This is a genomic window from Citrobacter sp. T1.2D-1 (assembly GCF_950098555.1).
GTDB lineage: Bacteria > Pseudomonadota > Gammaproteobacteria > Enterobacterales > Enterobacteriaceae > Citrobacter_A > Citrobacter_A telavivensis.
The window spans coordinates 75,485-102,043 of the sequence record NZ_CATNHH010000003.1; the positions used below are offsets into that span (position 1 = coordinate 75,485).

Sequence of the window (26,559 nt, forward strand, 5' to 3'; positions counted from 1 at the left end):
GTACTGTTTCTCCTCACCACGGCAAAAGGGGAGTTACGCTTCATCCTGACCACCTTCGGTGTCAGTGATGATTTGATACAACTCTTCATCGCTTTGTGCGGCGCGCAGCCGACGGCAGATGGTTTTATCCGCCAGGCGCTTAGCCACCAGTGATAACGTATGCAGATGCGTTTTGGTTTGATCCGCAGGCACCAGCAGAGCAAAAAGCAGATCAACGGGTTGGTTATCAATCGCGTCGAAGGCGATTGGCGTTTCCAGTTGCACAAACACGCCGACGGCGCGCAGAGTATCTTCTTCCAGCTTACCGTGCGGGATGGCGATCCCATTGCCGATGCCGGTACTGCCCATTTTTTCGCGCGTCAGGATCGCTTCAAAAACGACCTGCGGCGGTAAACTGAGCTGTTTTGCCGCCAGTTCACTGATGATTTCCAGCGCGCGTTTTTTGCTCTGGCAGTGAACGGCACTGCGCGTACATTCCTGGTTAAGTACACTGCTCAGTTGTAGAGACGTATCGTTATTTATCATAATTTCACCTAAGAACCTGCCCCACAACGGCGGGACAAGTTCGGAGCGCTAACTGTACAAATGGCCTGTTGTTCTGCACAACAGGCCGTCCTGCACCCGCTAACTGCCCGGACAATTAGTGTTGTTTCAATTTATCTTTGTGTTTAGTGAGCTGTCTTGCCAGCTTATCAATCAGGCCATCAATGGCCGCGTACATATCCTGACCTTCCGCGCTGGCATGAATTTCGCCACCGTTTACATGCAGTGTTGCATCCGAGATGTGGGTGACTTTCTCCACTTTCAACACAATATAGACCTGATTGATCCTGTCGAAATACTGTTCGAGTTTGGCGAACTTGGTATTCACAAAGTCACGCAGGGCTTCTGTGATCTCGACGTTGTTTCCAGTGATGTTGAGCTGCATAGTGTCTTCCTTATCGGTTGGGTCAAACCAGTTGTTTGCGCTGGTTTGACGGCGGAATGGATAAAGACTCTCGGTACTTCGCAACGGTGCGGCGCGCCACCATGATACCTTGTTCCGACAATATCGATGTTAGCTTGCTGTCGCTCAGGGGCTTCGCGGGGTTTTCCGCCGCAATCAACTTCTTCACCAGTGCGCGGATCGCCGTGGAGGAAGCTTCGCCACCCCCCTCGGTATTCACATGGCTGGAGAAAAAATACTTCAGTTCAAAAATGCCGCGTGGACTGTGCAGATACTTCTGCGTGGTCACACGAGAAATGGTCGACTCGTGCATCTCAACGGCCTGGGCGATATCCGCCAGCACCATCGGTTTCATAAACTCTTCGCCTTGCTCAAAGAAGGCTTGCTGCTGTTCAACGATGCAGCGACTGACGCGCAACAGGGTATCGTTGCGGCTCTCCAGACTCTTAATCAACCACTTTGCGTCCTGCAAATTGCTGCGGATGTACTGGCTGTCGGCGTCATTGCGTCCACCGCTGCACATTGCGGCGTAGTGCTGATTAATCTGTAGGCGGGGAACGCTGTCGCCGTTGAGCTCGACCGTCCAGTGACCGTTATGCTTACGCACCAGTACATCCGGGATCACGTATTCTGGCTCACCGGTCTGGATCGACTGACCGGGGCGGGGATCGAGCGACTGAATCAGATTGACCGCCTCTTTGAGCACCTCTTCTTTGAGGCGCGTGACGCGCATCAGGGTGCGGAAGTCGTGGTTCGCCAGCAGATCGAGATGATCGCTGATGATCTGCCGGGCTTCTTCAAGGAAAGGCGTCGCTTTGTCGAACTGCGAGAGCTGGATCAGCAGACAATCGCGCAGATCTTTTGCCGCCACGCCAACAGGATCAAACCGCTGAATACGTTTGAGAACGGCTTCAACCTCGTCAAGACCCACCTCTTCATTGCCCATGCTTTCGAGGATATCGTCCAGCGAAACGGTGAGATAGCCAGTGTCGTCAACGGCATCAACAATCGAGGTGGCGATCGCGCGGTCGGTATCGGAGAACGGGGTAAGTTCTACCTGCCACATCAGATAATCCTGCAGGGTCTGTGTGGTTTCTCCCTGGTAAACGGGCAGTTCATCGTCGATGTAGTCACCGCTGGTGCCCGATGGCGTCCCGGCGGTGTAGATTTCATCCCAGCTGGCGTCGAGCGGTAACTCTTCCGGCATCTCTTTTTGTTCGAGGGCGTCGGCGGTATCCAGCGATTCACTGTCCTGAGTTTCGTGGGTATCAACTTCGTCGTGAAGATCGGTTTGCTCCAGCAGCGGATTACTTTCCAGCGCCTGCTGGAGTTCCTGCTGCAGTTCCAGCGTGGACAACTGCAACAGACGAATCGCCTGTTGTAGTTGCGGCGTCATCGCCAGTTGTTGGCTCAGCCTGAGTTGCAAACCTTGCTTCATGTTCAGAGTCGTCTTCTCCCGCTATGACGTCACAAACTTCTACCCTATCAGAGTCTGAAGTCTTCCCCAAGGTATACGCGCTTAACGTGTTCGTCCTGCAGGATTTCTGTCGGCGTACCGTGCGCAATCAGGTGTCCCTGGCTCACGATATAGGCCCGTTCACACACGGCCAGCGTTTCACGGACGTTATGGTCGGTAATCAACACGCCGAGGCCGCTGTCACGCAGATGCTCAATAATGCGTTTGATATCGATAACGGAGATGGGGTCAACACCAGCAAACGGTTCATCCAGCAGGATAAATTTTGGATTGGCGGCCAGCGCGCGGGCGATTTCCACACGGCGACGTTCCCCCCCGGAGAGCGACTGACCCATGTTGTCGCGCAGATGCTCAATGTGAAACTCTTCCATCAGCTCGTTCGCACGGTCTTCACGCTGTTCGCTAGAGAGATCGTCACGAATTTGCAGTACTGCCATCAGGTTGTCGAACACGCTCAGACGACGGAAAATCGAGGCTTCCTGTGGCAGATAGCCAATCCCGCGGCGTGCGCGGGCATGTAGCGGCAGCAGGCTGATGTCTTCATCATCAATGATGATGTTACCGGCATCGCGCGGCACAATACCGACGACCATGTAAAAGGTGGTGGTTTTACCCGCACCGTTTGGCCCAAGCAGACCGACAATCTCGCCCGAGTTGACGGTCAGGCTGACATCTTCCACGACGCGGCGGCCTTTATAGGCCTTCGCCAGATTCTTTGCAGTTAATGTTGCCATAGCGAATTAGTTACTCTTCTTCTGAGCCGGGGCCTGGTTTTTGTTTTTGTCCTGCAACTGCGACGGAACCAGAACAGTGGTCACACGCTTGCCTTTCTCACTGAAGGCCTGCATTTTCTGCTCTTTCACCAGATAGGTAATTTTGTCCCCGGTGATGTTGCTGTCGAGCTGTTCCAGGTACGCATTGCCGGTGAGCACGACAAAATCTTTCGCCAGCTCATAATGCATTTTCGACGCATGGCCTTTTACCGGCTTACCGTTGTCCTGCATTTGATAGAAGGTGGCCGGGTTGCCGAAGCCGTCAATGACCTCTTTGCCCTCTTCACCGCCAGGACGGGTAACGACCACTTTATCGGCGTTAATTTTGATGGTGCCCTGGGTCACAATGACATTGCCGGTGAAGGTCACGACGTTGCCCTGCATATCCAGAGACTGCTGGTCCGATTCAATGTGGATCGGCTGTTCGGTATCACCGGTGACGGCGAACGCCGGAATACTGGCGGCCAGAAGTGAGCTGGCAAGCACAAGATTAAGGCTGAGTTTGTTTGTTTTGAATTTCATAGGAGGTTCTAACCTTTTCAATCAGCTCGGCGTTCTTGCTGCGTAAGTTGCCGCGCATTTTCAGTCCGCTGGAGTTAAATGTAGTTCCGTATAACGTGACAAGGTCTTCAGAGGTAACATCCTGCGTCACCAGATTGATCTGCGCGTTATCGGTGGTAATTCTGCGAAGTTGAGCGTCAGGCACCAGCGCGTTGACTTCAACGTGACCATAAAGATACAGCATTCGATCCTCGGTCAGTTTGGCTTTATCAGCCTTGATTGACCACGTCGGGATCTTGTCCTTATCAAACGTCGTTAACACGGGTTGCGTGAACCACGAAACGGCCTGATCGGAATAATATTCAACATGTTGGGCGATCAAACGATAGCTCAGTGCGCCTTCCGGACTGTAGACAACGGTGTCCGTGTGCTCGCTCTTGTAGGTCGGATCGCTCGTATTCACCACCACCTGAGCCGTGTCGTCTTTATCGGCCAGGTTAATACCAATCAGCACCAGCACGGCCAACGACAGTAGAATGATAACCCAACGTCTGGCTTTACTCATATCGATTGCCCTTTGGCCTCATCAAGCTTACCCTGCGCCAGTAATAGTAAATCACAGACTTCGCGTACCGCGCCGCGTCCGCCCGCGATTTTGGTGACGTAATCCGCGCGCGGAAGCAGTAACGGATGCGCATCCGCAACGGCAATGCTTAGGCCAATTTTTTCCATCACTGGCCAGTCGATCAGATCATCCCCGACGTAGGCCACGTTTTCCGGCGCAATCGCCAGTTTTGCCAGCAGACTGTGAAAGGCGACCAGTTTGTCCGACTGCCCCTGATACAGATGCGTGATCCCCAGTGTGGCACACCGATCTTCTACTAGTTTAGCTTTTCGTCCGGTAATGATGGCGACGTCGATATCAGACGTCAGCGCACAACGAATCCCGTAACCGTCACGGACGTTGAAAGCTTTCAGTTCTTCACCGTTGTTGCCCATATAAATCAGGCCATCCGACAGTACGCCATCGACATCAAGAATCAGCAGACGGATATTCTCTGCTTTGGCGATGACGTCCGCGCTGACGGGTCCATAACAGGTCGCAAGCGACGCACCTGCTTTGCTCATTTCTCTTTATCCTTGAATTTCTACACAACGCCTGCACGCAGGAGATCATGCATATGTAACACACCGAGTAACTGGTCGCCATCGGCAACCATCACGGAGGTGATATGGCGGGACTGCATTAAGTTCAGGGCATCGACCGCCAGAATTCCTGGACGCACGCGAATGCCCCCTGGCGTCATCACGTCGGCAATACCGAGTTGGCGCACGTCAACACCCATATCAAAGACGCGACGTAAATCACCGTCGGTGAAGATACCGTCGATCTTCATCGCATCATCGCAAATCACGGTCATCCCGAGGTTCTTGCGGGTGATTTCCAGCAGCGCGTCGCGCAGACTGGCATCTTTGGTGACATGCGGGATCTCATCGCCCGTATGCATAATATCGTTAACGCGCAGCAGCAGTTTACGCCCCAGCGCACCGCCCGGATGCGACAAGGCAAAATCCTCTGCGGTAAAGCCGCGCGCCTTTAATAACGCCACCGCCAGCGCATCGCCCATCACTAACGTGGCGGTGGTGCTGCTCGTTGGTGCCAGTCCAAGCGGGCAGGCTTCTTGCGGTACTTTAACACACAGATGGACATCCGCAGCACGTGCCATGCTGCTTTCTGGTCGACCGGTGATGCAGATAAGCTGAACCTGCAGTCGCTTAAGGACCGGAATCAGGGCCGCGATCTCGCTGGATTCTCCAGAGTTGGAGATGGCAATCACCACATCCTGCGAGGTCACCATCCCCAGATCGCCGTGGGCGGCTTCACCCGGATGGACGAAGAATGAAGAGGTACCGGTGCTGGCAAAGGTCGCGGCCATTTTGCGGCCAATATGCCCCGATTTCCCCATGCCCATCACCACCACTTTGCCGGTGCAATTGAACATTTTTTCACAGGCGAGAGTGAAATCCTGGTTGATGTACTGATCGAGTTCCGCCAGGCCTTCACGTTCAATCGCCAGAACCTCTTTGCCGGCTTGCTGAAAGTCAAAACCCGGTTGTAACGCTAAGTGCGACATATGTCTGTTTCCAGTTATCCAACGAGAAGCGGCGACAGCCAATACAACATCGCCAGCCATACGATAAAACCGCCGGTCAACAGCACGCCCGCGCCGCGACCGGACTGGCGGGGACGCCGCCAGCAAAGTAATGCAAAGATGATGCTCACCAGCAGCATCACGCTGTAGTCACGGCTGAACGCCAACGGGTTCACCTCACCCGGCGTAATCAGGGCGGGGAGGCCGAGGACAATGGTGAGGTTAAAAATGTTCGCGCCGATAATATTGCCCACCGCGATATCGTTCTCACCTTTGCGCACGCCCGCGATGGCGGTTGCCAGTTCAGGCAGGCTGGTGCCGATCGCGATTACCGTCAGGCCAATCGTCAGTTCGCTCATCGCGAAGTAATTGGCAATCACGGTGGCGTTATCCACCACCATTCGGGTGGCCATTGGCATGATAATCAGCGCAATGCCCAGCCATAAAAACGCCACCGGCAGTCCGCCTTCGCGCGGCAATTCAGCAACCTGCTCCCGCGTGAGACTGTCATTGCCCTGACGCTCAGCGAGACGGGCGATTTTAACAATGAACAACAGCCATAACACGGCTAATAGTAAAAGAAAGATACCATCGCTGCGGCTGAGTTGTCCGTCATACAGTACGGATCCGGCCACGACGCTAACCAGTAACATTAGCGGTAATTCGCGACGTAGAATATCGGAATGCACGGTAAAAGGGTGGATCAGCGCGGCAAGTCCGAGGATCAACAAAATGTTGGTTATGTTGGATCCGAGCGCGGTGCCAACGGCTAAATCTACCTGCCCGTGCAGGGAGGCGGCGACAGAAACAATAATTTCAGGCAGAGATGTGCCTATACTGACTACCGTCATACCAATGATCAGCGGCGGGATCCCGAAGGTTCGGCATAGGATTGACGCGGAAAATACCAGGCGGTCGGCGCCGTAGACGACCAATAATAAACCAATAATTAACAGCGCCGTGGCTAAAAGCATCTAAAGTCCTTTCTTCAGGTATACTCGCCGGTCCACCGGGATTGTCTGGAAACCGTTACGAAGTCTTAATTTTGACTTTATGCAGCTAAAAAGTAAAACAAATGCCAGCTTTCGCTAACCAGCGCGGGTAATATTCTGTAAATATGTTGGGTTCATGGCTAAATTCCACGCCATGCTGAGATCAACAAGCAACACGAAGGATGAATCAATGGGTCAGTCTGTGGCGAATTTAGTCGACATGCGCGATGTCAGCTTTACGCGCGGCGATCGCTGCATTTTCGATAACATCTCTCTGACCGTACCGCGTGGCAAGATCACCGCGATCATGGGGCCATCGGGGATCGGTAAAACGACGCTGCTGCGCCTGATCGGCGGACAAATTCTGCCAGATAAGGGAGAGATCCTGTTTGATGGTGAGAACATCCCTGAAATGTCTCGCTCGCGCCTCTACACGGTACGCAAACGGATGAGTATGCTGTTTCAGTCAGGGGCGCTGTTCACTGACATGAACGTGTTTGATAACGTGGCATATCCGTTACGCGAACATACCACGCTTCCCCCGTCGTTATTGAAAAGCACGGTGATGATGAAACTGGAAGCCGTCGGTCTGCGCGGTGCGGCAAAACTGATGCCTTCAGAACTGTCCGGAGGGATGGCCCGTCGGGCGGCGTTAGCGCGCGCCATTGCGCTGGAACCGGATCTCATCATGTTTGATGAACCGTTTGTCGGTCAGGATCCGATCACCATGGGCGTGCTGGTCAAACTGATTTCAGAATTAAACAATGCGCTGGGCGTGACCTGCGTCGTGGTCTCTCACGATGTGCCGGAGGTTCTGAGCATTGCCGATCACGCCTATATTATGGCGGACAAAAAGATTGTGGCCCACGGCAGCGCGCAAGCGCTGCAAGAGAATGACGACCCGCGCGTACGTCAGTTCCTGGATGGCATTGCAGACGGGCCGGTCCCGTTCCGCTATCCTGCGGGCGATTATCACTCTGATTTACTCGGAACAGGGAGTTAAGCCACTCATGCTGTTAAATGCACTGGCGACGCTGGGACATAAGGGGATTAAAACCCTCAGAACGTTCGGGCGCGCTGGGTTAATGTTGTTCAATGCGCTGGTCGGCAAACCGGAATTTCGTAAACACGCGCCGCTGCTGGTGCGCCAGCTTTATAATGTGGGCGTCTTGTCGATGCTGATCATTATTGTTTCTGGCGTGTTTATCGGCATGGTGCTGGGGTTGCAGGGCTATCTGGTACTCACCACCTATAGTGCGGAAACCAGTCTGGGGATGTTAGTGGCGCTGTCGCTGCTACGTGAACTCGGTCCGGTCGTCGCCGCGCTGCTGTTTGCCGGTCGTGCGGGTTCCGCTCTGACCGCTGAAATTGGCCTGATGCGCGCCACGGAGCAGCTTTCCAGTATGGAAATGATGGCCGTCGACCCACTGCGTCGGGTGATCTCCCCGCGTTTCTGGGCGGGCGTGATTTCGCTGCCGCTGCTGACGATTTTGTTTGTGGCCGTAGGGATCTGGGGCGGTTCTCTGGTCGGCGTAAGCTGGAAGGGGATTGACGCCGGTTTCTTCTGGTCTGCGATGCAGAATGCCGTCGACTGGCGTCTGGATCTGGTCAACTGTTTGATTAAAAGCGTGGTGTTCGCCATTACGGTAACCTGGATTGCATTGTTCAATGGGTATGATGCGATTCCGACCTCGGCAGGCATTAGCCGGGCAACCACACGCACCGTTGTGCACTCGTCGCTGGCCGTTCTGGGTCTGGACTTTGTACTGACCGCATTGATGTTTGGGAATTGAGTTCATGCAAACGAAAAAAAATGAAATTTGGGTGGGGATCTTTTTGTTAGCCGCATTGCTGGCCGCGCTGTTTGTCTGCCTGAAGGCGGCCAACGTGACCTCTATGCGCACAGAACCGACCTACACGATTTACGCGACATTCGATAATATCGGCGGTCTGAAAGTGCGTTCGCCGGTGCGCATCGGTGGCGTGGTGGTTGGCCGCGTGGCGGATATTTCCTTAGACCCGAAGACCTATTTACCCCGTGTGACGCTGGACATCGAAGAGCGCTATAACAACATCCCTGATACCAGTTCACTGAGCATCCGGACGTCCGGTCTGCTGGGGGAACAGTACCTGGCGCTGAACGTTGGTTTTGAAGATCCTGAGCTCGGAACGTCTATCCTCAAGGATGGCGGCACGATCCAGGACACTAAATCCGCGATGGTGCTGGAAGATATGATTGGTCAGTTCCTTTACAACAGCAACAGTAAAGGCGATGACAATAAGAATTCTGGCGATGCATCGGCGCCGACCGAAGGTCATAATGAAGCCACTGGGCCTGCGGGCACAACGAATTAATCTCAGGAGAATCGAATTATGATTAAACGTTTAATGATGGTGGCTCTACTGGTGATTGCACCGCTGAGCACCGCCATTGCAGCCGATCAGACCAACCCTTACAAGTTGATGGATGAAGCGGCGCAGAAAACCTTCGACCGCCTGAAAAACGAACAGCCGAAAATCCGTTCGAATCCGGACTATCTGCGCGATGTGGTTGACCAGGAACTGCTGCCGTATGTCCAGGTGAAATACGCCGGCGCGCTGGTGCTGGGTCGTTATTACAAAGAGGCGACTCCGGCTCAGCGTGATGCCTATTTCGCCGCGTTTCGCGAATACCTGAAACAGGCCTACGGCCAGGCGCTGGCAATGTATCACGGTCAGACGTATCAGATTGCCCCGGAACAACCGTTGGGTGATGCGACCATCGTTCCTATTCGCGTGACGATTCTCGATCCAAACGGTCGTCCTCCGGTACGTCTGGACTTCCAGTGGCGTAAAAATACCCAGACGGGTCACTGGCAGGCCTATGACATGATCGCTGAAGGCGTCAGCATGATCACCACCAAACAGAACGAGTGGAGCGATCTGCTGCGTACTAAAGGGATCGATGGACTGACGGCGCAGTTGAAATCTATTGCGCAGCAAAAAATCACGCTGGAAGAGAAGAAGTAAATGACTCAGTCACTCAGTTGGATGCGTGACGGTGACAGGCTGGCGCTCGTGGGAGAGCTGGACCAGGACGTGCTGAATCCCTTGTGGGATGCGCGCGTTGAGGCGATGACCGGCGTGACCTGCATCGATCTCAGCCAGATTTCCCGAGTGGATACGGGGGGACTGGCGCTGCTGGTCCATCTCATCAGTCTGGCGAAAAAGCAGGGCAACAACGTGTCTCTGACGGGGGTGAACGACAAAGTCTTCACCCTGGCGGAACTCTATAACTTACCTGCTGACGTGCTCCCGCGTCAGTGATATCAGTACGTTATTATCTATAGCCTCGCTGGATTTACCCGCGAGGCTTTTTGCTTATTTATGACAGCGCAACTTTGCTCTAAGATGTTGGGCTGTTTTCACAATCTGACGAATGAAGAGCCCATGGAAAATAATGAAATTCAGAGCGTGCTGATGAACGCACTCTCCCTCCAGGAAGTCCACGTCTCTGGCGATGGCAGTCACTTTCAGGTTATTGCCGTGGGTGAGATGTTTGACGGCATGAGCCGGGTGAAGAAACAGCAGTCGGTTTATGCGCCGCTGATGGAATACATTGCGGACAACCGCATTCATGCCCTGTCGATCAAAGCGTATACCCCAGCAGAGTGGGCGCGCGATCGTAAACTAAACGGTTTTTGAGTTACGGGTGAAGCACCGGTAACGACGATGAATTTTAACTGAGAACAACATCATGGATAAATTTCGTGTACAGGGGCCAACCCGGCTCCAGGGCGAAGTCACAATTTCTGGCGCGAAAAACGCCGCTCTGCCGATCCTTTTTGCGGCGTTGCTGGCGGAAGAGCCGGTAGAGATCCAGAACGTCCCGAAACTGAAGGACGTTGATACCTCGATGAAGCTGCTGAGCCAGCTCGGTGCGAAAGTGGAACGCAATGGTTCCGTGCACATCGACGCCCGCGACGTTAATGTCTTCTGCGCACCGTATGATCTGGTGAAAACCATGCGCGCATCGATTTGGGCGCTGGGGCCGTTGGTCGCCCGTTTTGGTCAGGGTCAGGTTTCACTGCCTGGCGGTTGCACTATTGGCGCACGTCCGGTTGATCTGCATATTACCGGTCTGGAGCAACTGGGCGCGACGATCACGCTGGAAGAAGGCTATGTGAAAGCTTCTGTTGATGGTCGTCTGAAGGGCGCGCATATCGTCATGGATAAAGTCAGCGTTGGCGCAACGGTGACAATCATGTGCGCCGCGACGCTGGCGGAAGGCACCACCATCATTGAAAACGCCGCCCGTGAACCGGAAATTGTCGACACCGCCAACTTCCTGATTGCGCTGGGGGCGAAAATTACCGGTCAGGGGACCGATCGTATCACCATCGAAGGCGTAGAACGCCTGGGTGGCGGTGTTTATCGCGTATTGCCAGACCGTATCGAAACCGGGACGTTCCTGGTGGCTGCGGCGATTTCCCGTGGCAAAATTATCTGCCGTAACGCGCAGCCGGATACGCTGGATGCGGTTCTGGCGAAACTGCGCGATGCCGGTGCGGATATCGAAGTGGGTGAAGACTGGATTAGCCTCGACATGCACGGCAAACGTCCGAAAGCGGTCAACGTGCGCACCGCTCCACATCCGGCATTCCCGACGGACATGCAGGCCCAGTTCACGCTGTTGAATCTGGTGGCGGAAGGGACTGGCTTCATCACGGAAACCGTGTTTGAAAACCGCTTTATGCACGTGCCTGAGCTGAGCCGTATGGGTGCCCATGCGGAAATCGAAAGCAATACTGTGATTTGTCACGGTGTCGATAAGCTCTCCGGCGCGCAGGTGATGGCGACGGATCTGCGTGCTTCTGCCAGTCTGGTGCTGGCGGGATGTATTGCGGAAGGGACGACGGTCGTTGATCGTATTTATCATATCGATCGCGGTTATGAGCGCATCGAAGATAAACTGCGTGCGCTGGGCGCTAACATCGAGCGCGTGAAAGCCGAATAATTGTGTGTCATTGAGTAGCCCCGATGCGCTGTGCCGGGGCTACTGTTTCGCGAGTTACTTTACGTCCGGCTTTTCCCGGCGCGCCGCCCGCATCAGACGCGTCCTGTCGATGAATTCGTGTGTTCTGGCATCATGGTAGCGTGACGGCCAGATAACCCAGGGTTCCGTTCCGAGCGCTTTCGCTATGATTAGCTCGCCTTTCGGCCACGGTCGGGTTAAGGCGTTTGCCAGCGTGGAGGAACTTAATCCATGCCTGCGCGATTCGGCAGCCATTGATGTCCCTTTTTTACGTAATCCAGCAATGATATCTGCCGGATGCCAGTCAATGAGTTTGCTCTCCATTTATCCCCTCGCTCATGGTCATTCATCGTTGATTTGCACAATCAATTTGCAAAAGACACTATACGCTCAGAGAATTGATGTTCTAATATGTTCATGTAAAGAGTTTGAATATTCAGAATTTATTAAGATTTATTGCGTGAGTTGCAATGGGGAAGTGAGCTTGTACGGGTTTTATTGGAACTTATGTGAATCATCCCGCGCGACGTGGCGGGATGATTGCGTCGTCATTAGCGATCACGCTGTACGGCAATATGCGCCAGACCGATCAACGCCTCGCGCCATTGGGAGTCAGGAAGTACCTGCAGTGCGGCGATGGCTTTGTCAGCCTCTTCTTCTGCGCGCTGGCGTGTCCATTCCAGTGAACCACAGGCGTTCATCGCGTCCAGTACCGGCTCCAGAAGGTGTCGGCCATTTCCTTGTTCAATGGCGTGGCGAATCATTTGCGCCTGCTCTGGCGTGCCGTTACGCATCGCATGCAGCAGCGGTAGCGTAGGTTTGCCTTCGTTCAGGTCATCACCGACATTTTTGCCAAGTTGTTCGCCATCGGCGTTGTAGTCCAGCAGATCGTCAATCAACTGGAAAGCCGTTCCCAGATAGCGACCATAGTCCTGCAACCCTTTTTCCTCGGCTTCGCTACAGCCTGCGAGGAGACCGGAACACTGCGCCGCCGCTTCAAACAGTCGCGCTGTCTTACTGTAGATCACGCGCATATAGCTTTCTTCTGTAATGTCCGGGTCGTTAACGTTCATTAACTGCAGGACTTCACCTTCAGCAATGACGTTCACGGCTTCAGACATCACTTCCAGCACCTTTAGTGAGCCGAGGCTGGTCATCATCTGGAAAGCTCGGGTATAGATAAAATCGCCAACCAGCACGCTGGCAGCATTGCCAAATGCAGCGTTTGCTGTGGCTTTGCCCCGACGCATATCGGATTCATCCACCACATCGTCATGAAGCAGGGTGGCGGTGTGGATAAATTCGATCAATGCCGCGATCGTGACATGGGCGTGTCCCTGATAGCCAACGGCGCGCGCCGCGAGTACGGCAATCATTGGGCGAATACGTTTACCGCCACCGCTCACAATGTAATAGCCTAACTGATTGATCAGTTGGACGTCGGAATTAAGCTGTTCAAGGATTGTCGCATTGACACCCGCCATATCTTGCGCGGTTAACTCATTGATTTTTTCTAAATTCATCGCAAAAGCCGGGCTTTTCGCCCCGTTTACCTCATCATGTGGCAAGGTAACTTAGGGTTTAGGGTTAGAAATATATGCTGATTGTACTGAAAAAACGCCGCAGATAAACGTTACCATACACGTTGTGTTTTTTTTCTTCATGTATTGACTGTAGCACTTGTCAAAGGCTCACGTTTTGCGTAATATTCGCGCCCTATTGTGAATATTTATAGCGCACTCTGAATCATTGAAAGGTGTGCGCGGAAGCGGAGTTTTTTATGTACGCGGTTTTCCAAAGTGGTGGTAAACAACACCGAGTAAGCGAAGGTCAGACCGTTCGCCTGGAAAAGCTGGACATCGCAACTGGCGAATCTATCGAATTCGCTGAAGTTCTGATGATCGCAAACGGTGAAGAAGTCAAAATCGGCGTTCCTTTCGTTGATGGCGGCGTAATCAAAGCTGAAGTTGTTGCTCACGGTCGTGGCGAGAAAGTTAAAATCGTTAAGTTTCGTCGTCGTAAACACTATCGTAAGCAGCAGGGCCATCGTCAGTGGTTCACTGATGTGAAAATTACTGGCATCAGCGCCTAAGACCTGAGGAGAGATTTAAATGGCACATAAAAAGGCTGGCGGCTCAACTCGTAACGGTCGCGATTCAGAAGCTAAACGCCTGGGCGTTAAGCGTTTCGGTGGCGAATCCGTTCTGGCGGGTAGCATCATCGTTCGTCAACGTGGCACCAAGTTCCACGCTGGCACCAACGTAGGTTGCGGTCGTGACCACACTCTGTTTGCTAAAGCAGACGGTAAAGTGAAATTTGAAGTTAAAGGCCCGAACAACCGTAAATACATCAGCATCGTTGCTGAGTAAGTTTTTCGTGGTCCGGTAACGGATAAAAGCCCCGCACCCTGTTGCGGGGCTTTTTACATTCGACGACCGGTAAATATGCTCGTGAAACCGCTTTGTACCGGATAACGAGCCCTTGCAGGGAAAACGGGCATGAAGCAGCAGGCTGGCATTGGTATTCTTTTGGCGCTCACAACCGCAGTGTGTTGGGGGGCTTTGCCAATTGCTATGAAGCAGGTGCTGGAGGTGATGGAACCTTCTACCATCGTGTTTTACCGTTTTTTAATCGCGAGCGTTGGCCTCGGGGCGATTCTGACCGCGAAGCGCAGGCTTCCGCCGCTGCGAATTTTTCGCAAGTCGCGCTGGCTGATCCTGTTGGCGATTGCCACCGCTGGACTCTTTGGGAACTTCATCCTGTTCAGCTCTTCCCTGCAGTATTTAAGCCCGACGGCTTCGCAGGTGATTGGTCAACTGTCGCCAGTGGGTATGATGGTCGCGAGCGTATTTATCCTTAAAGAGAAGATGCGCGGTACGCAGATTGTTGGCGCGATAATGCTGTTAAGCGGGCTGGTGATGTTCTTCAACACCAGTCTGATAGAAATTTTTACCAAACTGACCGATTACACCTGGGGTGTTATTTTTGGCGTCGGTGCGGCCATGGTCTGGGTCAGTTATGGCGTCGCGCAAAAGGTGTTATTGCGGCGTCTGGCATCACCGCAGATCCTGTTTTTACTGTACACTTTATGTACGATAGCGCTGTTGCCACTGGCAAAGCCCGGCGTAATAGCCCAGCTCAGTGACTGGCAGCTTGCCTGTTTGATTTTTTGTGGGCTGAATACGCTGGTAGGATATGGCGCCCTGGCGGAAGCGATGGCGCGTTGGCAGGCAGCTCAGGTGAGCGCATTAATCACGCTCACCCCGCTGTTTACGCTGTTATTTTCAGATCTTTTATCTATGGCCTGGCCCGATTTCTTCGCCAGACCGATGTTAAACCTTCTAGGTTATCTCGGTGCGTTTGTCGTGGTTGCGGGCGCGATGTACTCCGCCATTGGTCATCGTATTTGGGGCGGATTACGTAAGCATGAATCGGTGGTATCGCAGCCCCGCTCAGGCGAATGATTTACGGAGAGTAAAATGAAGTTTGTTGATGAAGCAACGATTCTGGTCGTTGCAGGCGATGGCGGTAATGGTTGCGTTAGCTTCCGCCGTGAGAAATATATCCCGAAAGGCGGCCCGGACGGCGGGGACGGTGGTGATGGTGGCGACGTCTGGATGGAAGCCGACGAAAACCTGAACACTCTGATCGACTACCGTTTTGAGAAATCTTTCCGCGCAGAGCGTGGTCAGAATGGCGCCAGCCGTGACTGTACCGGTAAACGAGGGAAAGATGTCACCATTAAAGTACCGGTAGGTACGCGTGTGATAGACCAGGGCACGGGCGAAACCATGGGGGACATGACCAAACACGGTCAGCGTCTGATGGTCGCAAAAGGCGGCTGGCACGGTCTGGGTAACACCCGTTTTAAATCTTCAGTCAACCGCACACCGCGTCAGAAAACGATGGGGACGCCGGGTGACAAGCGTGACCTGTTGCTGGAGTTGATGCTGCTGGCGGATGTGGGCATGCTGGGGATGCCAAATGCCGGTAAATCAACCTTTATCCGCGCGGTCTCTGCGGCGAAACCTAAAGTAGCGGATTATCCGTTTACTACGTTGGTGCCAAGTCTTGGCGTTGTCCGTATGGATAACGAAAAGAGCTTCGTGGTCGCGGACATCCCGGGGCTGATTGAAGGTGCTGCGGAAGGTGCCGGTCTGGGGATTCGCTTCCTGAAACACCTTGAACGTTGCCGCGTACTGCTGCACCTCATTGATATCGATCCGATCGACGGTTCCGATCCGGTTGAGAATGCGCGGATCATCATTGGTGAACTGGAAAAATACAGTCAGGATCTGGCTGCCAAACCGCGCTGGTTAGTGTTCAACAAGATCGATTTGCTGGATAAAGCCGAAGCGGAAGAGAAAGCCAAAGCCATCGCGCAGGCGCTGGGCTGGGAAGATAAATATTATCTGATCTCTGCCGCCAGCCAGTTGGGCGTGAAGGATCTCTGCTGGGATGTGATGACCTTTATCATCGAGAACCCGATTACTCAGGCGGAAGAAGCGAAGCAGCCAGAGAAAGTCGAGTTCATGTGGGATGATTATCATCGCCAGCAAATCGCGGAAGTGGAAGAAGAAGCAGAAGACGACTGGGATGACGACTGGGACGAAGACGACGAAGAAGGCGTCGAGTTCATCTATAAGCGTTAATCCCCGTTTCAATGCCCGGTGGCGCTAGCGCTTACCGGGCATACATCATCTGTAGGCCGGATAAGCGCTAGCGCCATCCGGCAAAATACCCACCTAGTTATTCTGATAAATATCTTTGTACAACCGGCTTTCAAAGCGAACCAGCGGAATGCGACGGTTACGTTGATCGGCAGGTTCTACTGCATAACCCGACAGATACTGCACAAACGCCATCCGCTGCCCGCTTGCGGTGGTAATAAAGCCCGCCAGGTTGTACACACCCTGCAACGACCCCGTCTTCGCCGAGACCTTACCGTCGACGCCCGCCTGATGCAGACCCGCACGGTACTGCAGAGAGCCATCATAGCCCGCCAGCGGTAGCATTGAGATGAAGTTCAGTTCGTTGTCGTGCTGTGCGATGTATTGCAGCACCTGCATCATGGTGGCAGGGGCAATCAGGTTATGGCGCGACAGACCGGAGCCGTCGGCGATAATTGTGTTGCCAATATCCACTCCCGCTTGCTGGCGCAGGATCTGCCGCACGGCATCGGAGCCTGCACGCCACGTTCCCGGCACGTTAAATCGCGCGTGACCAATCATCCTGAAGACGGTATCGGCAATCATATTGTCCGACTTTTTCAGCATAATCTTAAGCAGATCGTGCAGTGGCGCAGACTGCTTGCTTGCCACAACGGTACCCGGTTCGTTGACCTGCGTCTGGCGCAATAATGTCCCGCCATAGCTGATACCGGCTTGTTTTAACTCATCTTTCAGGATCGCCCCGGCATAACTTGCACCGTCCTGAATGGCAAATGCCAGTGGGAGAGGGTCAGCACGCTGCGGCAGACAACCGGTCAGCGTGAAGCGGTTTAAATCGCCCGGAACCACGTCCAGCTCACAATATTGCGCCTCTGCCGAGCCGCGCGCGAGGGTGCGAACCTGGCTGAACATGGTGACAGGGTAGTAAGACGCCACGCGAATATAGGCCAAATCGTTCGCTTTTTGCGCGCTGTAGAGCGAAATTGAGAAGCAGTTCCTGTCGACAATCGCGGCCGCTGGCGGCGCGCTGAAACACTGGGTCATGTCGTTCCAGGGCCACCCTGGCGCTTTATCGTGGCTGGCAAAAACAGAGGTATCAATAAGGACGTTTCCGGTAATTTCCGTGACGCCTGATTTTTTCAGGTTCGCCACCATATTCCGAATATCCTGGCGTTTTAGCGTCGGATCGGCACCAAATCGCGCAACTAAGTCGCCTTTCAGCACGCCCTCATCGACGCTGCCTTTGGTCTCCAGCGTGGTAGTAAAGCGGAAGTCAGGGCCGAGCTGAATTAAGGCCGCCAGCGCGGTGATCACTTTCTGCGTACTGGCAGGAAGCGCCATTTGCTGACTATGATAATCAATCGCGGGGGTCGGGGCGCCGACCTTCTGGACCATGAGTGCAAGGTTGGCTCCGGCAGGGAGCTGGTTGATGTACTCGTCAACGTTCGCGGCCTGGACGCTGAACGCTACGCTGGTAGTCAATCCGATGATAAATCTGGGAAATCGCATAATCTCGCGCTAACAACCTGGAAACAAGCCGTCATACTACGGCGCAATGCCCTGCAAAGTAAACGATGACCCATAGGGAACTCCAGGGTAAAATGAACATCAAATTAAGAATTGTAGCTGACCTGGACCTTGCTTCCGGGTCGGTATTTTTTTGCTTCTGGCCCGGGTATGACGCCATACCGGGGCAGGCTTAACAGCCGGGGCGGAGCGATCGCCCCCTACAGGAATGTTCAAGAGGTATAACAAATGCAAGCGATTCCGATGACCTTACGTGGTGCAGAAAAATTACGCGAAGAGCTGGATTTTCTGAAATCTGTGCGCCGTCCTGAAATTATTGCCTCTATTGCCGAAGCGCGCGAGCACGGCGATCTGAAAGAGAATGCGGAATATCACGCGGCGCGTGAACAGCAGGGTTTCTGCGAAGGTCGAATCAAAGACATCGAAGCGAAGCTGTCGAATGCACAGGTCATCGATGTCACTAAAATGCCGAATAACGGTCGCGTTGTCTTTGGTGCCACAGTCACCGTTTTGAATCTCGATAACGACGAAGAGCAGACCTGGCGCATCGTGGGTGATGATGAAGCGGACTTCAAACAGAACCTGATTTCCGTCAACTCGCCGATTGCGCGTGGCCTGATTGGCAAAGAACAGGATGACGTCGTGGTGATCAAAACCCCGGGCGGCGAAGTGGAATATGAGGTCACTAAGGTAGAATACCTGTAAGTGCTCAAGATGTTGATGTATTGTAAAGAAAGGAAAAAGGCCGCATAGCGGCCTTTTATCAACGAAGAGAGCGTGGCATTTTGCTCTCCTGCTTGCGGGAAATCCCTCGTTTTACACAGGTTTTGTGTTCGACTTTAGGATATTCTTAGCGTGGCAGCGAGATTTTGCGTTCTTTACTCGGGCGATAAAGCACCAGCATTTTACCGATGACCTGTACATTACAGGCGCCGGTTTCGCGCACGATAGCGTCCACGATCAAGGTTTTTGTTTCGCGATCTTCAGACGCGACTTTCACCTTGATAAGTTCATGGTGCTCTAACGCTTGTTCAATCTCGGCCAGTACCCCTTCGGTCAAACCATTATTGCCAAGCATAACGACCGGCTTGAGCGGATGTGCCAGACCTTTCAGGTGCTGTTTTTGTTTAGTACTCAGATTCATCGTATATTTTTGCTTACGTTGGGATTGAAAACGGGTCATTCTACCGCCATCTCCCATATATCGCCAAATAGTGCGTGGAAATTTACGCCGTATGGCAACGATGTTCTGCCCCGATGGGAAAGTTAAATGACAGGTAAGAAGCGTTCTGCCAGCTCGAGTCGCTGGCTTCAGGAACACTTTAGCGATAAATATGTTCAAGAGGCACAGAAAAAGGGGTTGCGTTCCCGTGCCTGGTTTAAACTTGATGAAATACAGCAAAGTGACAAACTTTTTAAGCCGGGGATGACGGTAGTCGATCTCGGTGCCGCGCCAGGAGGCTGGTCACAGTATGTGGTCTCGCAGATTGGCGGCAAAGGCCGTATCATCGCTTGTGATCTTTTACCTATGGATCCTATCGTTGGTGTGGACTTTCTTCAGGGCGACTTTCGTGATGAACTTGTCATGAAGGCGCTGCTGGAACGCGTGGGTGACAGTAAAGTCCAGGTTGTCATGTCCGATATGGCACCAAACATGAGCGGAACACCGGCGGTGGATATCCCCCGTGCCATGTATCTGGTGGAACTGGCGTTAGAAATGTGTCGTGATGTACTAGCGCCGGGTGGCAGTTTTGTAGTGAAGGTGTTCCAGGGCGAAGGTTTCGATGAGTATCTAAGGGAAATTCGCTCCCTGTTTACGAAGGTGAAAGTTCGTAAGCCGGACTCTTCTCGCGCACGTTCGCGTGAAGTGTATATTGTAGCGACCGGGCGTAAACCATAACTGGTCGATTTCAGACGAAAGTTTGAAAGACGCTGGATATAGAGTATCCTGACGCTGTTTTTAACACAGTTGTAATAAGAGGTTAATCCCTTGAGTGACATGGCGAAAAACCTAATACTCTGGCTGGTCATTGCCGTTGTGCTGATGTCAGTATTCCAGAGCTTTGGGCCCAGCGAGTCTAATGGCCGTAAGGTGGATTACTCTACCTTCCTGCAAGAGGTCAACAACGACCAGGTTCGTGAAGCACGTATCAACGGACGTGAGATCAACGTTACCAAGAAAGATAGTAACCGTTACACGACTTACATTCCGGTAAACGATCCGAAGCTGCTTGATAACCTGCTGACTAAGAACGTCAAGGTTGTTGGTGAACCACCAGAAGAACCGAGCCTGCTGGCTTCCATCTTCATTTCCTGGTTCCCGATGCTGCTGTTGATCGGCGTCTGGATCTTCTTTATGCGTCAGATGCAGGGCGGCGGTGGCAAAGGCGCCATGTCGTTCGGTAAGAGCAAAGCGCGCATGCTGACGGAAGATCAGATCAAAACCACTTTCGCCGACGTTGCAGGCTGTGACGAAGCGAAAGAAGAAGTGGCGGAACTGGTTGAATACCTGCGCGAGCCGAGCCGCTTCCAGAAACTGGGCGGTAAAATCCCGAAAGGCGTCCTGATGGTCGGTCCTCCGGGTACCGGTAAAACCTTGCTGGCGAAAGCCATTGCAGGTGAAGCGAAGGTCCCATTCTTTACGATTTCAGGTTCTGACTTCGTGGAAATGTTCGTCGGCGTCGGTGCATCTCGTGTGCGTGACATGTTCGAACAGGCCAAGAAAGCGGCACCGTGCATTATCTTCATCGATGAAATCGATGCCGTAGGTCGCCAGCGTGGCGCGGGTCTGGGTGGTGGTCACGATGAACGTGAACAGACCCTGAACCAGATGCTGGTTGAGATGGATGGTTTTGAAGGTAACGAAGGTATTATCGTTATCGCGGCAACTAACCGTCCGGACGTTCTTGACCCTGCGCTGTTGCGTCCAGGCCGTTTCGACCGTCAGGTTGTGGTCGGCTTACCGGATGTACGTGGTCGTGAACAGATCCTGAAAGTGCATATGCGCCGTGTACCGCTGGCGCCGGATATCGACGCGGCAATCATTGCCCGTGGTACGCCGGGCTTCTCGGGTGCAGATCTGGCGAACCTGGTGAACGAAGCGGCGCTGTTTGCTGCTCGTGGCAACAAGCGCGTCGTGTCGATGGTTGAGTTCGAAAAAGCGAAAGACAAAATCATGATGGGTGCGGAACGTCGCTCCATGGTGATGACGGAAGCGCAGAAAGAATCGACCGCTTACCACGAAGCAGGCCACGCGATTATCGGTCGCCTGGTCCCGGAACACGATCCGGTGCATAAAGTGACGATTATCCCGCGCGGACGTGCGCTGGGTGTGACCTTCTTCCTGCCTGAAGGCGACGCGATCAGCGCTAGCCGTCAGAAACTGGAAAGCCAGATCTCCACGCTGTACGGTGGTCGCCTGGCAGAAGAGCTCATCTACGGTGTTGAACATGTTTCTACCGGTGCGTCGAACGACATTAAGGTTGCAACCAACCTGGCGCGTAACATGGTGACTCAGTGGGGCTTCTCCGACAAACTCGGTCCGCTGCTGTACGCGGAAGAAGAGGGTGAAGTTTTCCTCGGTCGTAGCGTTGCAAAAGCGAAACATATGTCCGATGAAACCGCGCGTATCATCGACCAGGAAGTGAAAGCACTGATTGAACGTAACTACAATCGTGCGCGTCAGCTCCTGAATGACAACATGGACATCCTGCATGCCATGAAAGATGCGCTCATGAAATATGAGACCATCGATGCGCCGCAGATTGATGACCTGATGGCTCGCCGCGATGTTCGCCCGCCTGCTGGCTGGGAAGAACCGGGCTCTAACAATTCTGACAATAATGGCACACCTCGTGCGCCGCGCCCGGTTGATGAACCGCGCACGCCGAACCCAGGTAATACCATGTCAGAGCAGTTAGGCGACAAATAAGTTACCGTTGTTGATGACTGCGTTTTATTGAAAACCCTGGGGCTTGCTCCGGGGTTTTTTCTTATCAATTCATACCAGGGATAACACCATGAAACTCTATGCCCAGGGCACCTCACTGGATCTCAGTCATCCTCATGTGATGGGGATCCTTAACGTCACGCCGGACTCCTTCTCAGATGGTGGAGCGCATAACACGCTGATTGAAGCTGTGAAACATGCCAATCTGATGATTAATGCCGGAGCGACCATTATCGATGTCGGCGGTGAGTCTACGCGCCCCGGTGCGGCGGATGTGAGTGTGGAAGAGGAACTGACGCGTGTTATCCCGGTGGTTGAAGCCATTGCCCAACGTTTTGAAGTCTGGATTTCTGTCGATACCTCAAAACCTGAGGTGATCCGCGAATCGGCAAGAGTGGGCGCTCACATCATTAACGACATTCGCTCGCTCTCTGAACCTGGTGCGCTGGAGGCGGCGGCAGAAACCGGTTTACCGGTTTGCCTGATGCATATGCAAGGCCAGCCGAAGACCATGCAGGAAGCGCCCAAATATGAGGACGTGTTTGCGGATGTGAATCGCTACTTTATTGAGCAAATAGCACGTTGTGAAAGGGCAGGCATCGCAAAAGAGAAATTGTTGCTCGACCCGGGATTCGGTTTCGGTAAAAATCTCTCCCACAACTATACATTACTGGCGCGACTGGCTGAGTTTCACCATTTTAACCTGCCGCTGCTGGTGGGAATGTCACGTAAATCGATGGTGGGCCAACTGCTCAACGTGGGGCCATCAGAGCGTCTGAGCGGTAGCCTTGCCTGTGCGGTCATTGCTGCTATGCAGGGGGCGCAGATCATTCGTGTCCATGACGTCAAAGAAACCGTAGAAGCGATGCGTGTGGTGGAAGCCACATTGTCCGCAAAGGAAAACAAACGCTATGAGTAACCGTAAATATTTTGGAACTGATGGGATCCGTGGACGCGTGGGCGATGCGCCGATTACGCCTGATTTTGTGCTGAAGCTGGGTTGGGCGGCCGGTAAGGTCCTGGCGCGCCACGGTTCGCGTAAAATCATCATCGGCAAAGACACCCGTATTTCCGGTTACATGCTGGAGTCAGCGCTTGAAGCTGGCCTGGCGGCGGCAGGGTTGTCCGCGTCGTTTACGGGCCCGATGCCGACCCCTGCAGTCGCATATCTGACGCGCACTTTCCGCGCTGAGGCCGGGATTGTGATCTCCGCATCGCATAACCCGTTCTATGACAACGGTATCAAATTCTTCTCCATCGACGGGACCAAACTGCCCGATGCGGTCGAAGAGGCCATCGAAGCCGAGATGGAAAAAGAGATCACCTGTGTGGACTCCGCGGAGCTCGGCAAAGCCAGTCGCATTGTCGATGCCGCGGGTCGCTACATTGAATTTTGCAAAGGCACATTCCCGAACGAGCTGAGCCTGAACGAATTAAAAATCGTGGTGGATTGTGCCAACGGGGCAACCTACCATATTGCGCCGAACGTATTGCGTGAACTGGGTGCGAAGGTCATTACTATTGGCTGTGAGCCAAACGGCGTGAACATTAACGAAGAAGTCGGCGCCACCGATGTACGTGCCTTGCAGGCCCGAGTGATCGCGGAAAAAGCCGACCTGGGTATCGCGCTGGATGGCGACGGTGATCGTGTGATCATGGTTGACCATGAAGGTAATAAAGTCGATGGCGATCAGATCATGTACATCATCGCTCGTGAAGCGCTGCGTCAGGGACAATTGCGCGGTGGTGCTGTCGGGACGCTGATGAGCAATATGGGGCTGGAACTGGCACTGAAGCAGCTCGGTATTCCGTTTACCCGCGCGAAAGTGGGTGACCGCTACGTGCTGGAAAAAATGCAGGAAAAAGGCTGGCGTATCGGAGCGGAAAACTCTGGCCACGTCATTCTGCTGGATAAAACGACTACCGGTGACGGCATTGTTGCAGGTCTGCAGGTGGTCGCCGCGATGGTGCGTAATCACATGAGTCTTCACGATCTGTGCAGCGGCATGACAATGTTCCCACAGATTTTGGTGAACGTGCGTTACACCGCTGGCAGCGGTGATCCGCTGGAAAATGACACGGTGAAGGCGGTGACTGCGGAAGTGGAATCTGCGCTGGGCAATCGTGGGCGCGTCCTGCTGCGCAAATCGGGTACCGAGCCGTTAATTCGCGTCATGGTAGAAGGTGAAGACGAAGCGCAGGTGACCGAGTTTGCCCATCGCATTGCGGATGCGGTCAAAGCGGTGTGAGAGAGACTTAACTGCATAAAAAGGCGGTATTTGCCGCCTTTTTACTCACGAGAAACTCGGCTTTTGCTGTTTTTTTCCGCAGTTGATACAATGCACTAAAATTGCCCTTGCGAAGGTCATTCGCTTTGGTTAGTATTCACACCCGCTTCAGTGGGAAACAGTAAAAATCCCGCTTTATTGGTTAGAAGCATTGGTATGCGGCAACTCCGCAAGGAACAGGTTGATTATGTACGAAGCTCTTTTGGTAGTTTTCCTTATTGTGGCAATTGGCCTTGTGGGCTTGATCATGCTGCAGCAAGGTAAAGGCGCTGATATGGGAGCCTCCTTCGGAGCAGGCGCTTCCGGGACGTTGTTTGGTTCAAGTGGTTCTGGTAACTTCATGACCCGTATGACGGCTGTGCTGGCGACGTTGTTCTTTATCATCAGTCTGGTGCTGGGCAATATCAACAGCAACAAAACCAATAAAGGAAGTGAGTGGGAAAATCTGAGTGCGCCGGCGAAGACCGAACAGCCTCAGCCAGCTGCTCCGGCTAAGCCGACCAGCGATATCCCGCAGTAAGATCTCAGTGCCGAGGTGGTGGAATTGGTAGACACGCTACCTTGAGGTGGTAGTGCCCAATAGGGCTTACGGGTTCAAGTCCCGTCCTCGGTACCAATATTCAAAAAATGGACGTCAACGGACGTCCATTTTTGTATCTAAAATCCGCGTAGTGACTGGTTTTCTCTCCGTTTTATACCCTCCCGACGTCAACTTAATTCAATCGATATCAATCAATCCTTGTTGGTTTAAATGTTGGTACCACCTTCGCAAAGGTAAACCTTGTACCGGTGGATAGAGGAAAACCTAAGGCGCATCACGGATGCTAAGGTCAGAACGGGTAAATCACAGGTGATAATCCAGTAAAGCCATCTGGTGCCACTGGAATGCACGTCAATGGCGGGACGATGCCCGAAAGCTGGTAGCTGCAGATAAATAATCCCGCGTTTTTTGCAGAGAACGTCGTGAATCCGGGCGTTCTCTGCAAAGAAATAAGCGGCAGTCGTGGTGTCACGACTGCCGCTTATGTTTCTACCATTATGCTATAACCGGACGCGCCGCCATAATCCGGCTGTAGGTGTAAACGCTGAGTCCGCCCAGGATTGCGACAACGCCAAGTACCGTGAACCCTGGCACATACGATCCGCTCCAGGATTGCAGATACTGTACAACAAACCCGGCTGTCGTTCCCCCAAGACCTGCTCCCACACCGTTTATGACCCCTGCCGCTGGTCCCACCGCTGATTTCTTCACGCTGGAAGTGATAATTGACCAGATATTGGTGGTGTAGCAACTGGTGAACCAGGCGATGGCTAAGGTGATCAGCGCCAGTTTGCCGAACGGGCTGTCGATAAATGGCAGCGCGATTAAAAACAGCCCTGCTGAGCCAAGCCCGCAGGCCGCAATAAGCCCGCGTTTTTGCGTTTTATCGCTGTACCACGACACCGGGATCGCCAGCAGAATCGCCAGAAAATAAGGTAGCGCGCTTGCTACACCTTGTGAAAATCCGCTGAAACCTAGTGACAACACTGCCATTGGAATAAACAGTGTGATCCCCCAGAACAGCATGCCATTAGCAAAATAGCTGAACACCAGCAGCAGGAACGGTGCACCGCCGAGATCGCTGAAGCTTATTTTACCCCCAGCGGGTTCCGGTTCTTCCGCTGGTTCGTCTGGAGCTGAAGCCTTGTCCGGGCTGTTTTTCAGGAATGCGAGGAACATTGGCACCACAATAAAGACACCCATGCCGCCAGTAATGTAAAACACCCATTTCCAGCCGAGGTGATCGAAGATCGGGGTCAGAATGATAAAGCCCAGACTCAGCGCCAGAAATTGACCGTAAAACTGGATCAGGTTTGTGCCGCGCGTGATTTCATCTTTATTAAACCAGGCCCTGGCGAAGCGAAACTGCTGTGGCCAGTAAATGCCTTCGGCAATGCCCAGAATAATACGGAATGCAATCAGTAGCGCTGCTGAGCTGATCCAGGCGGTCATAATCTGTACTACCGACCACAGGAACACCATGGTGACAATGGTAATTTTGGGATTCAGACGGTTCGCCAGAAAGCCGCCAAAAAAGTTAGCCAGCGCATAGCCAATCAGAAACCCCGTTAATGCGAGACTCTTTGTGGCTGCGCCATCAATGCCGAGTTCTTTCTCCATGCCCGGCAGTGCGATAGAGAGGTTTGAACGATCAAGGTAGGCAACAAATAGCCCTACCATCAGCGTGACGCCAATTCTGAACCATTTTGATTTAAACATTTTCTCTAC

At 53.2% G+C, this 26,559-nt stretch carries 31 protein-coding genes and 1 tRNA gene; 18 read left to right on the plus strand and 14 right to left on the minus strand.

The genetic code is table 11. From position 1 onward, the window contains the following. Positions 1-33: 33 nt before the first annotated feature. The 9 genes from ptsN to QQZ17_RS05085 form a co-directional block, all read right to left on the minus strand. Positions 34-525: a PTS IIA-like nitrogen regulatory protein PtsN gene (gene ptsN, locus QQZ17_RS05045; RefSeq protein ID WP_046488143.1), complete on the minus strand. Its 492-nt coding sequence runs from the start codon at positions 523-525 to the stop codon at positions 34-36. Positions 526-640: 115 nt separating this feature from the next. Beyond that, entirely contained in the window at positions 641-928 is a 288-nt protein-coding gene (hpf, locus tag QQZ17_RS05050; RefSeq protein ID WP_003025078.1) for a ribosome hibernation promoting factor, read from the minus strand. Positions 929-950: 22 nt separating this feature from the next. Further along, a complete protein-coding gene (gene rpoN, locus QQZ17_RS05055; protein WP_152406164.1) occupies positions 951-2,384 on the minus strand; it encodes an RNA polymerase factor sigma-54 in 1,434 nt (477 codons plus the stop codon). A gap of 47 nt (positions 2,385-2,431) precedes the next feature. Then, complete coding sequence (gene lptB / locus QQZ17_RS05060; RefSeq protein ID WP_042325043.1) at positions 2,432-3,157, minus strand: LPS export ABC transporter ATP-binding protein; 726 nt, start codon at positions 3,155-3,157, stop codon at positions 2,432-2,434. A 6-nt stretch (positions 3,158-3,163) separates the two neighbouring features. Then, positions 3,164-3,718 (minus strand): lipopolysaccharide ABC transporter substrate-binding protein LptA, encoded by a 555-nt coding sequence (gene lptA / locus QQZ17_RS05065; RefSeq protein WP_042325045.1) that lies wholly within the window; start codon positions 3,716-3,718, stop codon positions 3,164-3,166. Next, on the minus strand, positions 3,687-4,262 hold the full coding sequence (lptC, locus tag QQZ17_RS05070) for an LPS export ABC transporter periplasmic protein LptC (RefSeq protein ID WP_042325047.1): 576 nt from the start codon (positions 4,260-4,262) through the stop codon (positions 3,687-3,689). Before lptC ends, lptA begins: the two co-directional genes overlap by 32 nt. Beyond that, the gene (kdsC, locus tag QQZ17_RS05075; RefSeq protein WP_046488128.1) at positions 4,259-4,825 is read right to left on the minus strand and encodes a 3-deoxy-manno-octulosonate-8-phosphatase KdsC; all 567 of its coding nucleotides are present in this window, start codon (positions 4,823-4,825) and stop codon (positions 4,259-4,261) included. Before kdsC ends, lptC begins: the two co-directional genes overlap by 4 nt. A 20-nt stretch (positions 4,826-4,845) precedes the next feature. Beyond that, positions 4,846-5,832, minus strand: coding sequence for an arabinose-5-phosphate isomerase KdsD (gene kdsD / locus QQZ17_RS05080; RefSeq protein WP_042325051.1), 987 nt, complete (start codon positions 5,830-5,832; stop codon positions 4,846-4,848). Between the two features lie 14 nt (positions 5,833-5,846). Beyond that, positions 5,847-6,824 (minus strand): calcium/sodium antiporter, encoded by a 978-nt coding sequence (locus tag QQZ17_RS05085; RefSeq protein WP_152406163.1) that lies wholly within the window; start codon positions 6,822-6,824, stop codon positions 5,847-5,849. A 208-nt stretch (positions 6,825-7,032) separates the two neighbouring features. On the opposite strand from QQZ17_RS05085, the gene mlaF reads away from it, so the two are divergent. From mlaF to murA, 7 genes are all read left to right on the plus strand, one after another. Next, positions 7,033-7,845 (plus strand): phospholipid ABC transporter ATP-binding protein MlaF, encoded by an 813-nt coding sequence (mlaF, locus tag QQZ17_RS05090; RefSeq protein ID WP_152406162.1) that lies wholly within the window; start codon positions 7,033-7,035, stop codon positions 7,843-7,845. 7 nt (positions 7,846-7,852) lie between these two features. Beyond that, a complete protein-coding gene (gene mlaE, locus QQZ17_RS05095) occupies positions 7,853-8,635 on the plus strand; it encodes a lipid asymmetry maintenance ABC transporter permease subunit MlaE (RefSeq protein WP_042325057.1) in 783 nt (260 codons plus the stop codon). Between the two features lie 4 nt (positions 8,636-8,639). Next, the gene (gene mlaD, locus QQZ17_RS05100) at positions 8,640-9,197 is read left to right on the plus strand and encodes an outer membrane lipid asymmetry maintenance protein MlaD (protein ID WP_152406161.1); all 558 of its coding nucleotides are present in this window, start codon (positions 8,640-8,642) and stop codon (positions 9,195-9,197) included. An 18-nt stretch (positions 9,198-9,215) separates the two neighbouring features. Further along, positions 9,216-9,851: a phospholipid-binding protein MlaC gene (gene mlaC, locus QQZ17_RS05105; protein WP_152406160.1), complete on the plus strand. Its 636-nt coding sequence runs from the start codon at positions 9,216-9,218 to the stop codon at positions 9,849-9,851. Further along, complete coding sequence (gene mlaB / locus QQZ17_RS05110) at positions 9,852-10,148, plus strand: lipid asymmetry maintenance protein MlaB (RefSeq protein WP_152406159.1); 297 nt, start codon at positions 9,852-9,854, stop codon at positions 10,146-10,148. A 123-nt stretch (positions 10,149-10,271) separates the two neighbouring features. Continuing rightward, complete coding sequence (ibaG, locus tag QQZ17_RS05115; RefSeq protein WP_042325065.1) at positions 10,272-10,526, plus strand: BolA family iron metabolism protein IbaG; 255 nt, start codon at positions 10,272-10,274, stop codon at positions 10,524-10,526. Between the two features lie 52 nt (positions 10,527-10,578). After that, positions 10,579-11,838 carry a UDP-N-acetylglucosamine 1-carboxyvinyltransferase gene (murA, locus tag QQZ17_RS05120; RefSeq protein ID WP_152406158.1) on the plus strand — a complete coding sequence of 420 codons (1,260 nt, stop codon included), beginning with the start codon at positions 10,579-10,581 and terminating at the stop codon, positions 11,836-11,838. Positions 11,839-11,892: 54 nt separating this feature from the next. Here the strand turns inward: murA and sfsB are convergent, their stop codons facing one another. Together sfsB and ispB are read right to left on the minus strand one after the other, a co-directional pair. Further along, on the minus strand, positions 11,893-12,180 hold the full coding sequence (gene sfsB, locus QQZ17_RS05125; protein WP_152406157.1) for a DNA-binding transcriptional regulator SfsB: 288 nt from the start codon (positions 12,178-12,180) through the stop codon (positions 11,893-11,895). Positions 12,181-12,407: 227 nt separating this feature from the next. Continuing rightward, positions 12,408-13,379: an octaprenyl diphosphate synthase gene (ispB, locus tag QQZ17_RS05130; RefSeq protein ID WP_152406156.1), complete on the minus strand. Its 972-nt coding sequence runs from the start codon at positions 13,377-13,379 to the stop codon at positions 12,408-12,410. Positions 13,380-13,636: 257 nt separating this feature from the next. Here ispB and rplU point away from each other — a divergent pair, with 257 nt between their 5' ends. From rplU to cgtA, 4 genes are all read left to right on the plus strand, one after another. Beyond that, a complete protein-coding gene (rplU, locus tag QQZ17_RS05135) occupies positions 13,637-13,948 on the plus strand; it encodes a 50S ribosomal protein L21 (protein WP_042325074.1) in 312 nt (103 codons plus the stop codon). Positions 13,949-13,967: 19 nt separating this feature from the next. Then, positions 13,968-14,225, plus strand: coding sequence for a 50S ribosomal protein L27 (gene rpmA, locus QQZ17_RS05140; RefSeq protein WP_003861831.1), 258 nt, complete (start codon positions 13,968-13,970; stop codon positions 14,223-14,225). Positions 14,226-14,354: 129 nt separating this feature from the next. Then, entirely contained in the window at positions 14,355-15,320 is a 966-nt protein-coding gene (locus tag QQZ17_RS05145; RefSeq protein WP_152406155.1) for a DMT family transporter, read from the plus strand. Positions 15,321-15,335: 15 nt separating this feature from the next. Further along, positions 15,336-16,508 carry an Obg family GTPase CgtA gene (gene cgtA, locus QQZ17_RS05150; protein WP_042325080.1) on the plus strand — a complete coding sequence of 391 codons (1,173 nt, stop codon included), beginning with the start codon at positions 15,336-15,338 and terminating at the stop codon, positions 16,506-16,508. A gap of 93 nt (positions 16,509-16,601) precedes the next feature. Here cgtA and dacB read toward each other — a convergent pair whose 3' ends face one another. Continuing rightward, positions 16,602-18,035 (minus strand): serine-type D-Ala-D-Ala carboxypeptidase, encoded by a 1,434-nt coding sequence (gene dacB, locus QQZ17_RS05155; RefSeq protein ID WP_152406154.1) that lies wholly within the window; start codon positions 18,033-18,035, stop codon positions 16,602-16,604. A gap of 246 nt (positions 18,036-18,281) precedes the next feature. Between dacB and greA the strand changes: the two genes are divergently transcribed. Further along, on the plus strand, positions 18,282-18,758 hold the full coding sequence (greA, locus tag QQZ17_RS05160) for a transcription elongation factor GreA (protein WP_042325084.1): 477 nt from the start codon (positions 18,282-18,284) through the stop codon (positions 18,756-18,758). A gap of 145 nt (positions 18,759-18,903) precedes the next feature. On the opposite strand, the gene yhbY is transcribed toward greA, so the two are convergent. Then, positions 18,904-19,197, minus strand: coding sequence for a ribosome assembly RNA-binding protein YhbY (gene yhbY, locus QQZ17_RS05165; protein ID WP_041686369.1), 294 nt, complete (start codon positions 19,195-19,197; stop codon positions 18,904-18,906). A gap of 126 nt (positions 19,198-19,323) precedes the next feature. Here yhbY and rlmE point away from each other — a divergent pair, with 126 nt between their 5' ends. From rlmE to QQZ17_RS05195, 6 genes are all read left to right on the plus strand, one after another. Further along, positions 19,324-19,953 (plus strand): 23S rRNA (uridine(2552)-2'-O)-methyltransferase RlmE, encoded by a 630-nt coding sequence (gene rlmE, locus QQZ17_RS05170; protein ID WP_042291855.1) that lies wholly within the window; start codon positions 19,324-19,326, stop codon positions 19,951-19,953. A 99-nt stretch (positions 19,954-20,052) separates the two neighbouring features. Beyond that, positions 20,053-21,984 (plus strand): ATP-dependent zinc metalloprotease FtsH, encoded by a 1,932-nt coding sequence (ftsH, locus tag QQZ17_RS05175; protein ID WP_152406153.1) that lies wholly within the window; start codon positions 20,053-20,055, stop codon positions 21,982-21,984. 88 nt (positions 21,985-22,072) lie between these two features. Next, entirely contained in the window at positions 22,073-22,921 is an 849-nt protein-coding gene (gene folP, locus QQZ17_RS05180) for a dihydropteroate synthase (RefSeq protein ID WP_152406152.1), read from the plus strand. Further along, a complete protein-coding gene (gene glmM, locus QQZ17_RS05185; RefSeq protein ID WP_152406151.1) occupies positions 22,914-24,251 on the plus strand; it encodes a phosphoglucosamine mutase in 1,338 nt (445 codons plus the stop codon). The genes folP and glmM overlap by 8 nt, the downstream gene beginning before the upstream one ends. Before the next feature lie 226 nt (positions 24,252-24,477). Further along, entirely contained in the window at positions 24,478-24,810 is a 333-nt protein-coding gene (gene secG / locus QQZ17_RS05190; protein ID WP_046488020.1) for a preprotein translocase subunit SecG, read from the plus strand. 9 nt (positions 24,811-24,819) lie between these two features. After that, positions 24,820-24,906 (plus strand) — tRNA-Leu (locus QQZ17_RS05195). A 420-nt stretch (positions 24,907-25,326) separates the two neighbouring features. On the opposite strand, the gene QQZ17_RS05200 is transcribed toward QQZ17_RS05195, so the two are convergent. After that, the gene (locus tag QQZ17_RS05200; RefSeq protein ID WP_152406150.1) at positions 25,327-26,550 is read right to left on the minus strand and encodes an MFS transporter; all 1,224 of its coding nucleotides are present in this window, start codon (positions 26,548-26,550) and stop codon (positions 25,327-25,329) included. Positions 26,551-26,559: the final 9 nt, after the last annotated feature.

Excerpts from the sequence above, each read along its gene's own strand:
- ptsN (WP_046488143.1), bottom strand. The coding sequence starts at position 525 with ATGATAAATAACGATACGTCTCTACAACTGAGCAGTGTACTTAACCAG.
- hpf (WP_003025078.1), bottom strand. The coding sequence starts at position 928 with ATGCAGCTCAACATCACTGGAAACAACGTCGAGATCACAGAAGCCCTG.
- rpoN (WP_152406164.1), bottom strand. The coding sequence starts at position 2,384 with ATGAAGCAAGGTTTGCAACTCAGGCTGAGCCAACAACTGGCGATGACG.
- lptB (WP_042325043.1), bottom strand. The coding sequence starts at position 3,157 with ATGGCAACATTAACTGCAAAGAATCTGGCGAAGGCCTATAAAGGCCGC.
- lptA (WP_042325045.1), bottom strand. The coding sequence starts at position 3,718 with ATGAAATTCAAAACAAACAAACTCAGCCTTAATCTTGTGCTTGCCAGC.
- lptC (WP_042325047.1), bottom strand. The coding sequence starts at position 4,262 with ATGAGTAAAGCCAGACGTTGGGTTATCATTCTACTGTCGTTGGCCGTG.
- kdsC (WP_046488128.1), bottom strand. The coding sequence starts at position 4,825 with ATGAGCAAAGCAGGTGCGTCGCTTGCGACCTGTTATGGACCCGTCAGC.
- kdsD (WP_042325051.1), bottom strand. The coding sequence starts at position 5,832 with ATGTCGCACTTAGCGTTACAACCGGGTTTTGACTTTCAGCAAGCCGGC.
- QQZ17_RS05085 (WP_152406163.1), bottom strand. The coding sequence starts at position 6,824 with ATGCTTTTAGCCACGGCGCTGTTAATTATTGGTTTATTATTGGTCGTC.
- mlaF (WP_152406162.1), top strand. The coding sequence starts at position 7,033 with ATGGGTCAGTCTGTGGCGAATTTAGTCGACATGCGCGATGTCAGCTTT.
- mlaE (WP_042325057.1), top strand. The coding sequence starts at position 7,853 with ATGCTGTTAAATGCACTGGCGACGCTGGGACATAAGGGGATTAAAACC.
- mlaD (WP_152406161.1), top strand. The coding sequence starts at position 8,640 with ATGCAAACGAAAAAAAATGAAATTTGGGTGGGGATCTTTTTGTTAGCC.
- mlaC (WP_152406160.1), top strand. The coding sequence starts at position 9,216 with ATGATTAAACGTTTAATGATGGTGGCTCTACTGGTGATTGCACCGCTG.
- mlaB (WP_152406159.1), top strand. The coding sequence starts at position 9,852 with ATGACTCAGTCACTCAGTTGGATGCGTGACGGTGACAGGCTGGCGCTC.
- ibaG (WP_042325065.1), top strand. The coding sequence starts at position 10,272 with ATGGAAAATAATGAAATTCAGAGCGTGCTGATGAACGCACTCTCCCTC.
- murA (WP_152406158.1), top strand. The coding sequence starts at position 10,579 with ATGGATAAATTTCGTGTACAGGGGCCAACCCGGCTCCAGGGCGAAGTC.
- sfsB (WP_152406157.1), bottom strand. The coding sequence starts at position 12,180 with ATGGAGAGCAAACTCATTGACTGGCATCCGGCAGATATCATTGCTGGA.
- ispB (WP_152406156.1), bottom strand. The coding sequence starts at position 13,379 with ATGAATTTAGAAAAAATCAATGAGTTAACCGCGCAAGATATGGCGGGT.
- rplU (WP_042325074.1), top strand. The coding sequence starts at position 13,637 with ATGTACGCGGTTTTCCAAAGTGGTGGTAAACAACACCGAGTAAGCGAA.
- rpmA (WP_003861831.1), top strand. The coding sequence starts at position 13,968 with ATGGCACATAAAAAGGCTGGCGGCTCAACTCGTAACGGTCGCGATTCA.
- QQZ17_RS05145 (WP_152406155.1), top strand. The coding sequence starts at position 14,355 with ATGAAGCAGCAGGCTGGCATTGGTATTCTTTTGGCGCTCACAACCGCA.
- cgtA (WP_042325080.1), top strand. The coding sequence starts at position 15,336 with ATGAAGTTTGTTGATGAAGCAACGATTCTGGTCGTTGCAGGCGATGGC.
- dacB (WP_152406154.1), bottom strand. The coding sequence starts at position 18,035 with ATGCGATTTCCCAGATTTATCATCGGATTGACTACCAGCGTAGCGTTC.
- greA (WP_042325084.1), top strand. The coding sequence starts at position 18,282 with ATGCAAGCGATTCCGATGACCTTACGTGGTGCAGAAAAATTACGCGAA.
- yhbY (WP_041686369.1), bottom strand. The coding sequence starts at position 19,197 with ATGAATCTGAGTACTAAACAAAAACAGCACCTGAAAGGTCTGGCACAT.
- rlmE (WP_042291855.1), top strand. The coding sequence starts at position 19,324 with ATGACAGGTAAGAAGCGTTCTGCCAGCTCGAGTCGCTGGCTTCAGGAA.
- ftsH (WP_152406153.1), top strand. The coding sequence starts at position 20,053 with ATGGCGAAAAACCTAATACTCTGGCTGGTCATTGCCGTTGTGCTGATG.
- folP (WP_152406152.1), top strand. The coding sequence starts at position 22,073 with ATGAAACTCTATGCCCAGGGCACCTCACTGGATCTCAGTCATCCTCAT.
- glmM (WP_152406151.1), top strand. The coding sequence starts at position 22,914 with ATGAGTAACCGTAAATATTTTGGAACTGATGGGATCCGTGGACGCGTG.
- secG (WP_046488020.1), top strand. The coding sequence starts at position 24,478 with ATGTACGAAGCTCTTTTGGTAGTTTTCCTTATTGTGGCAATTGGCCTT.
- QQZ17_RS05200 (WP_152406150.1), bottom strand. The coding sequence starts at position 26,550 with ATGTTTAAATCAAAATGGTTCAGAATTGGCGTCACGCTGATGGTAGGG.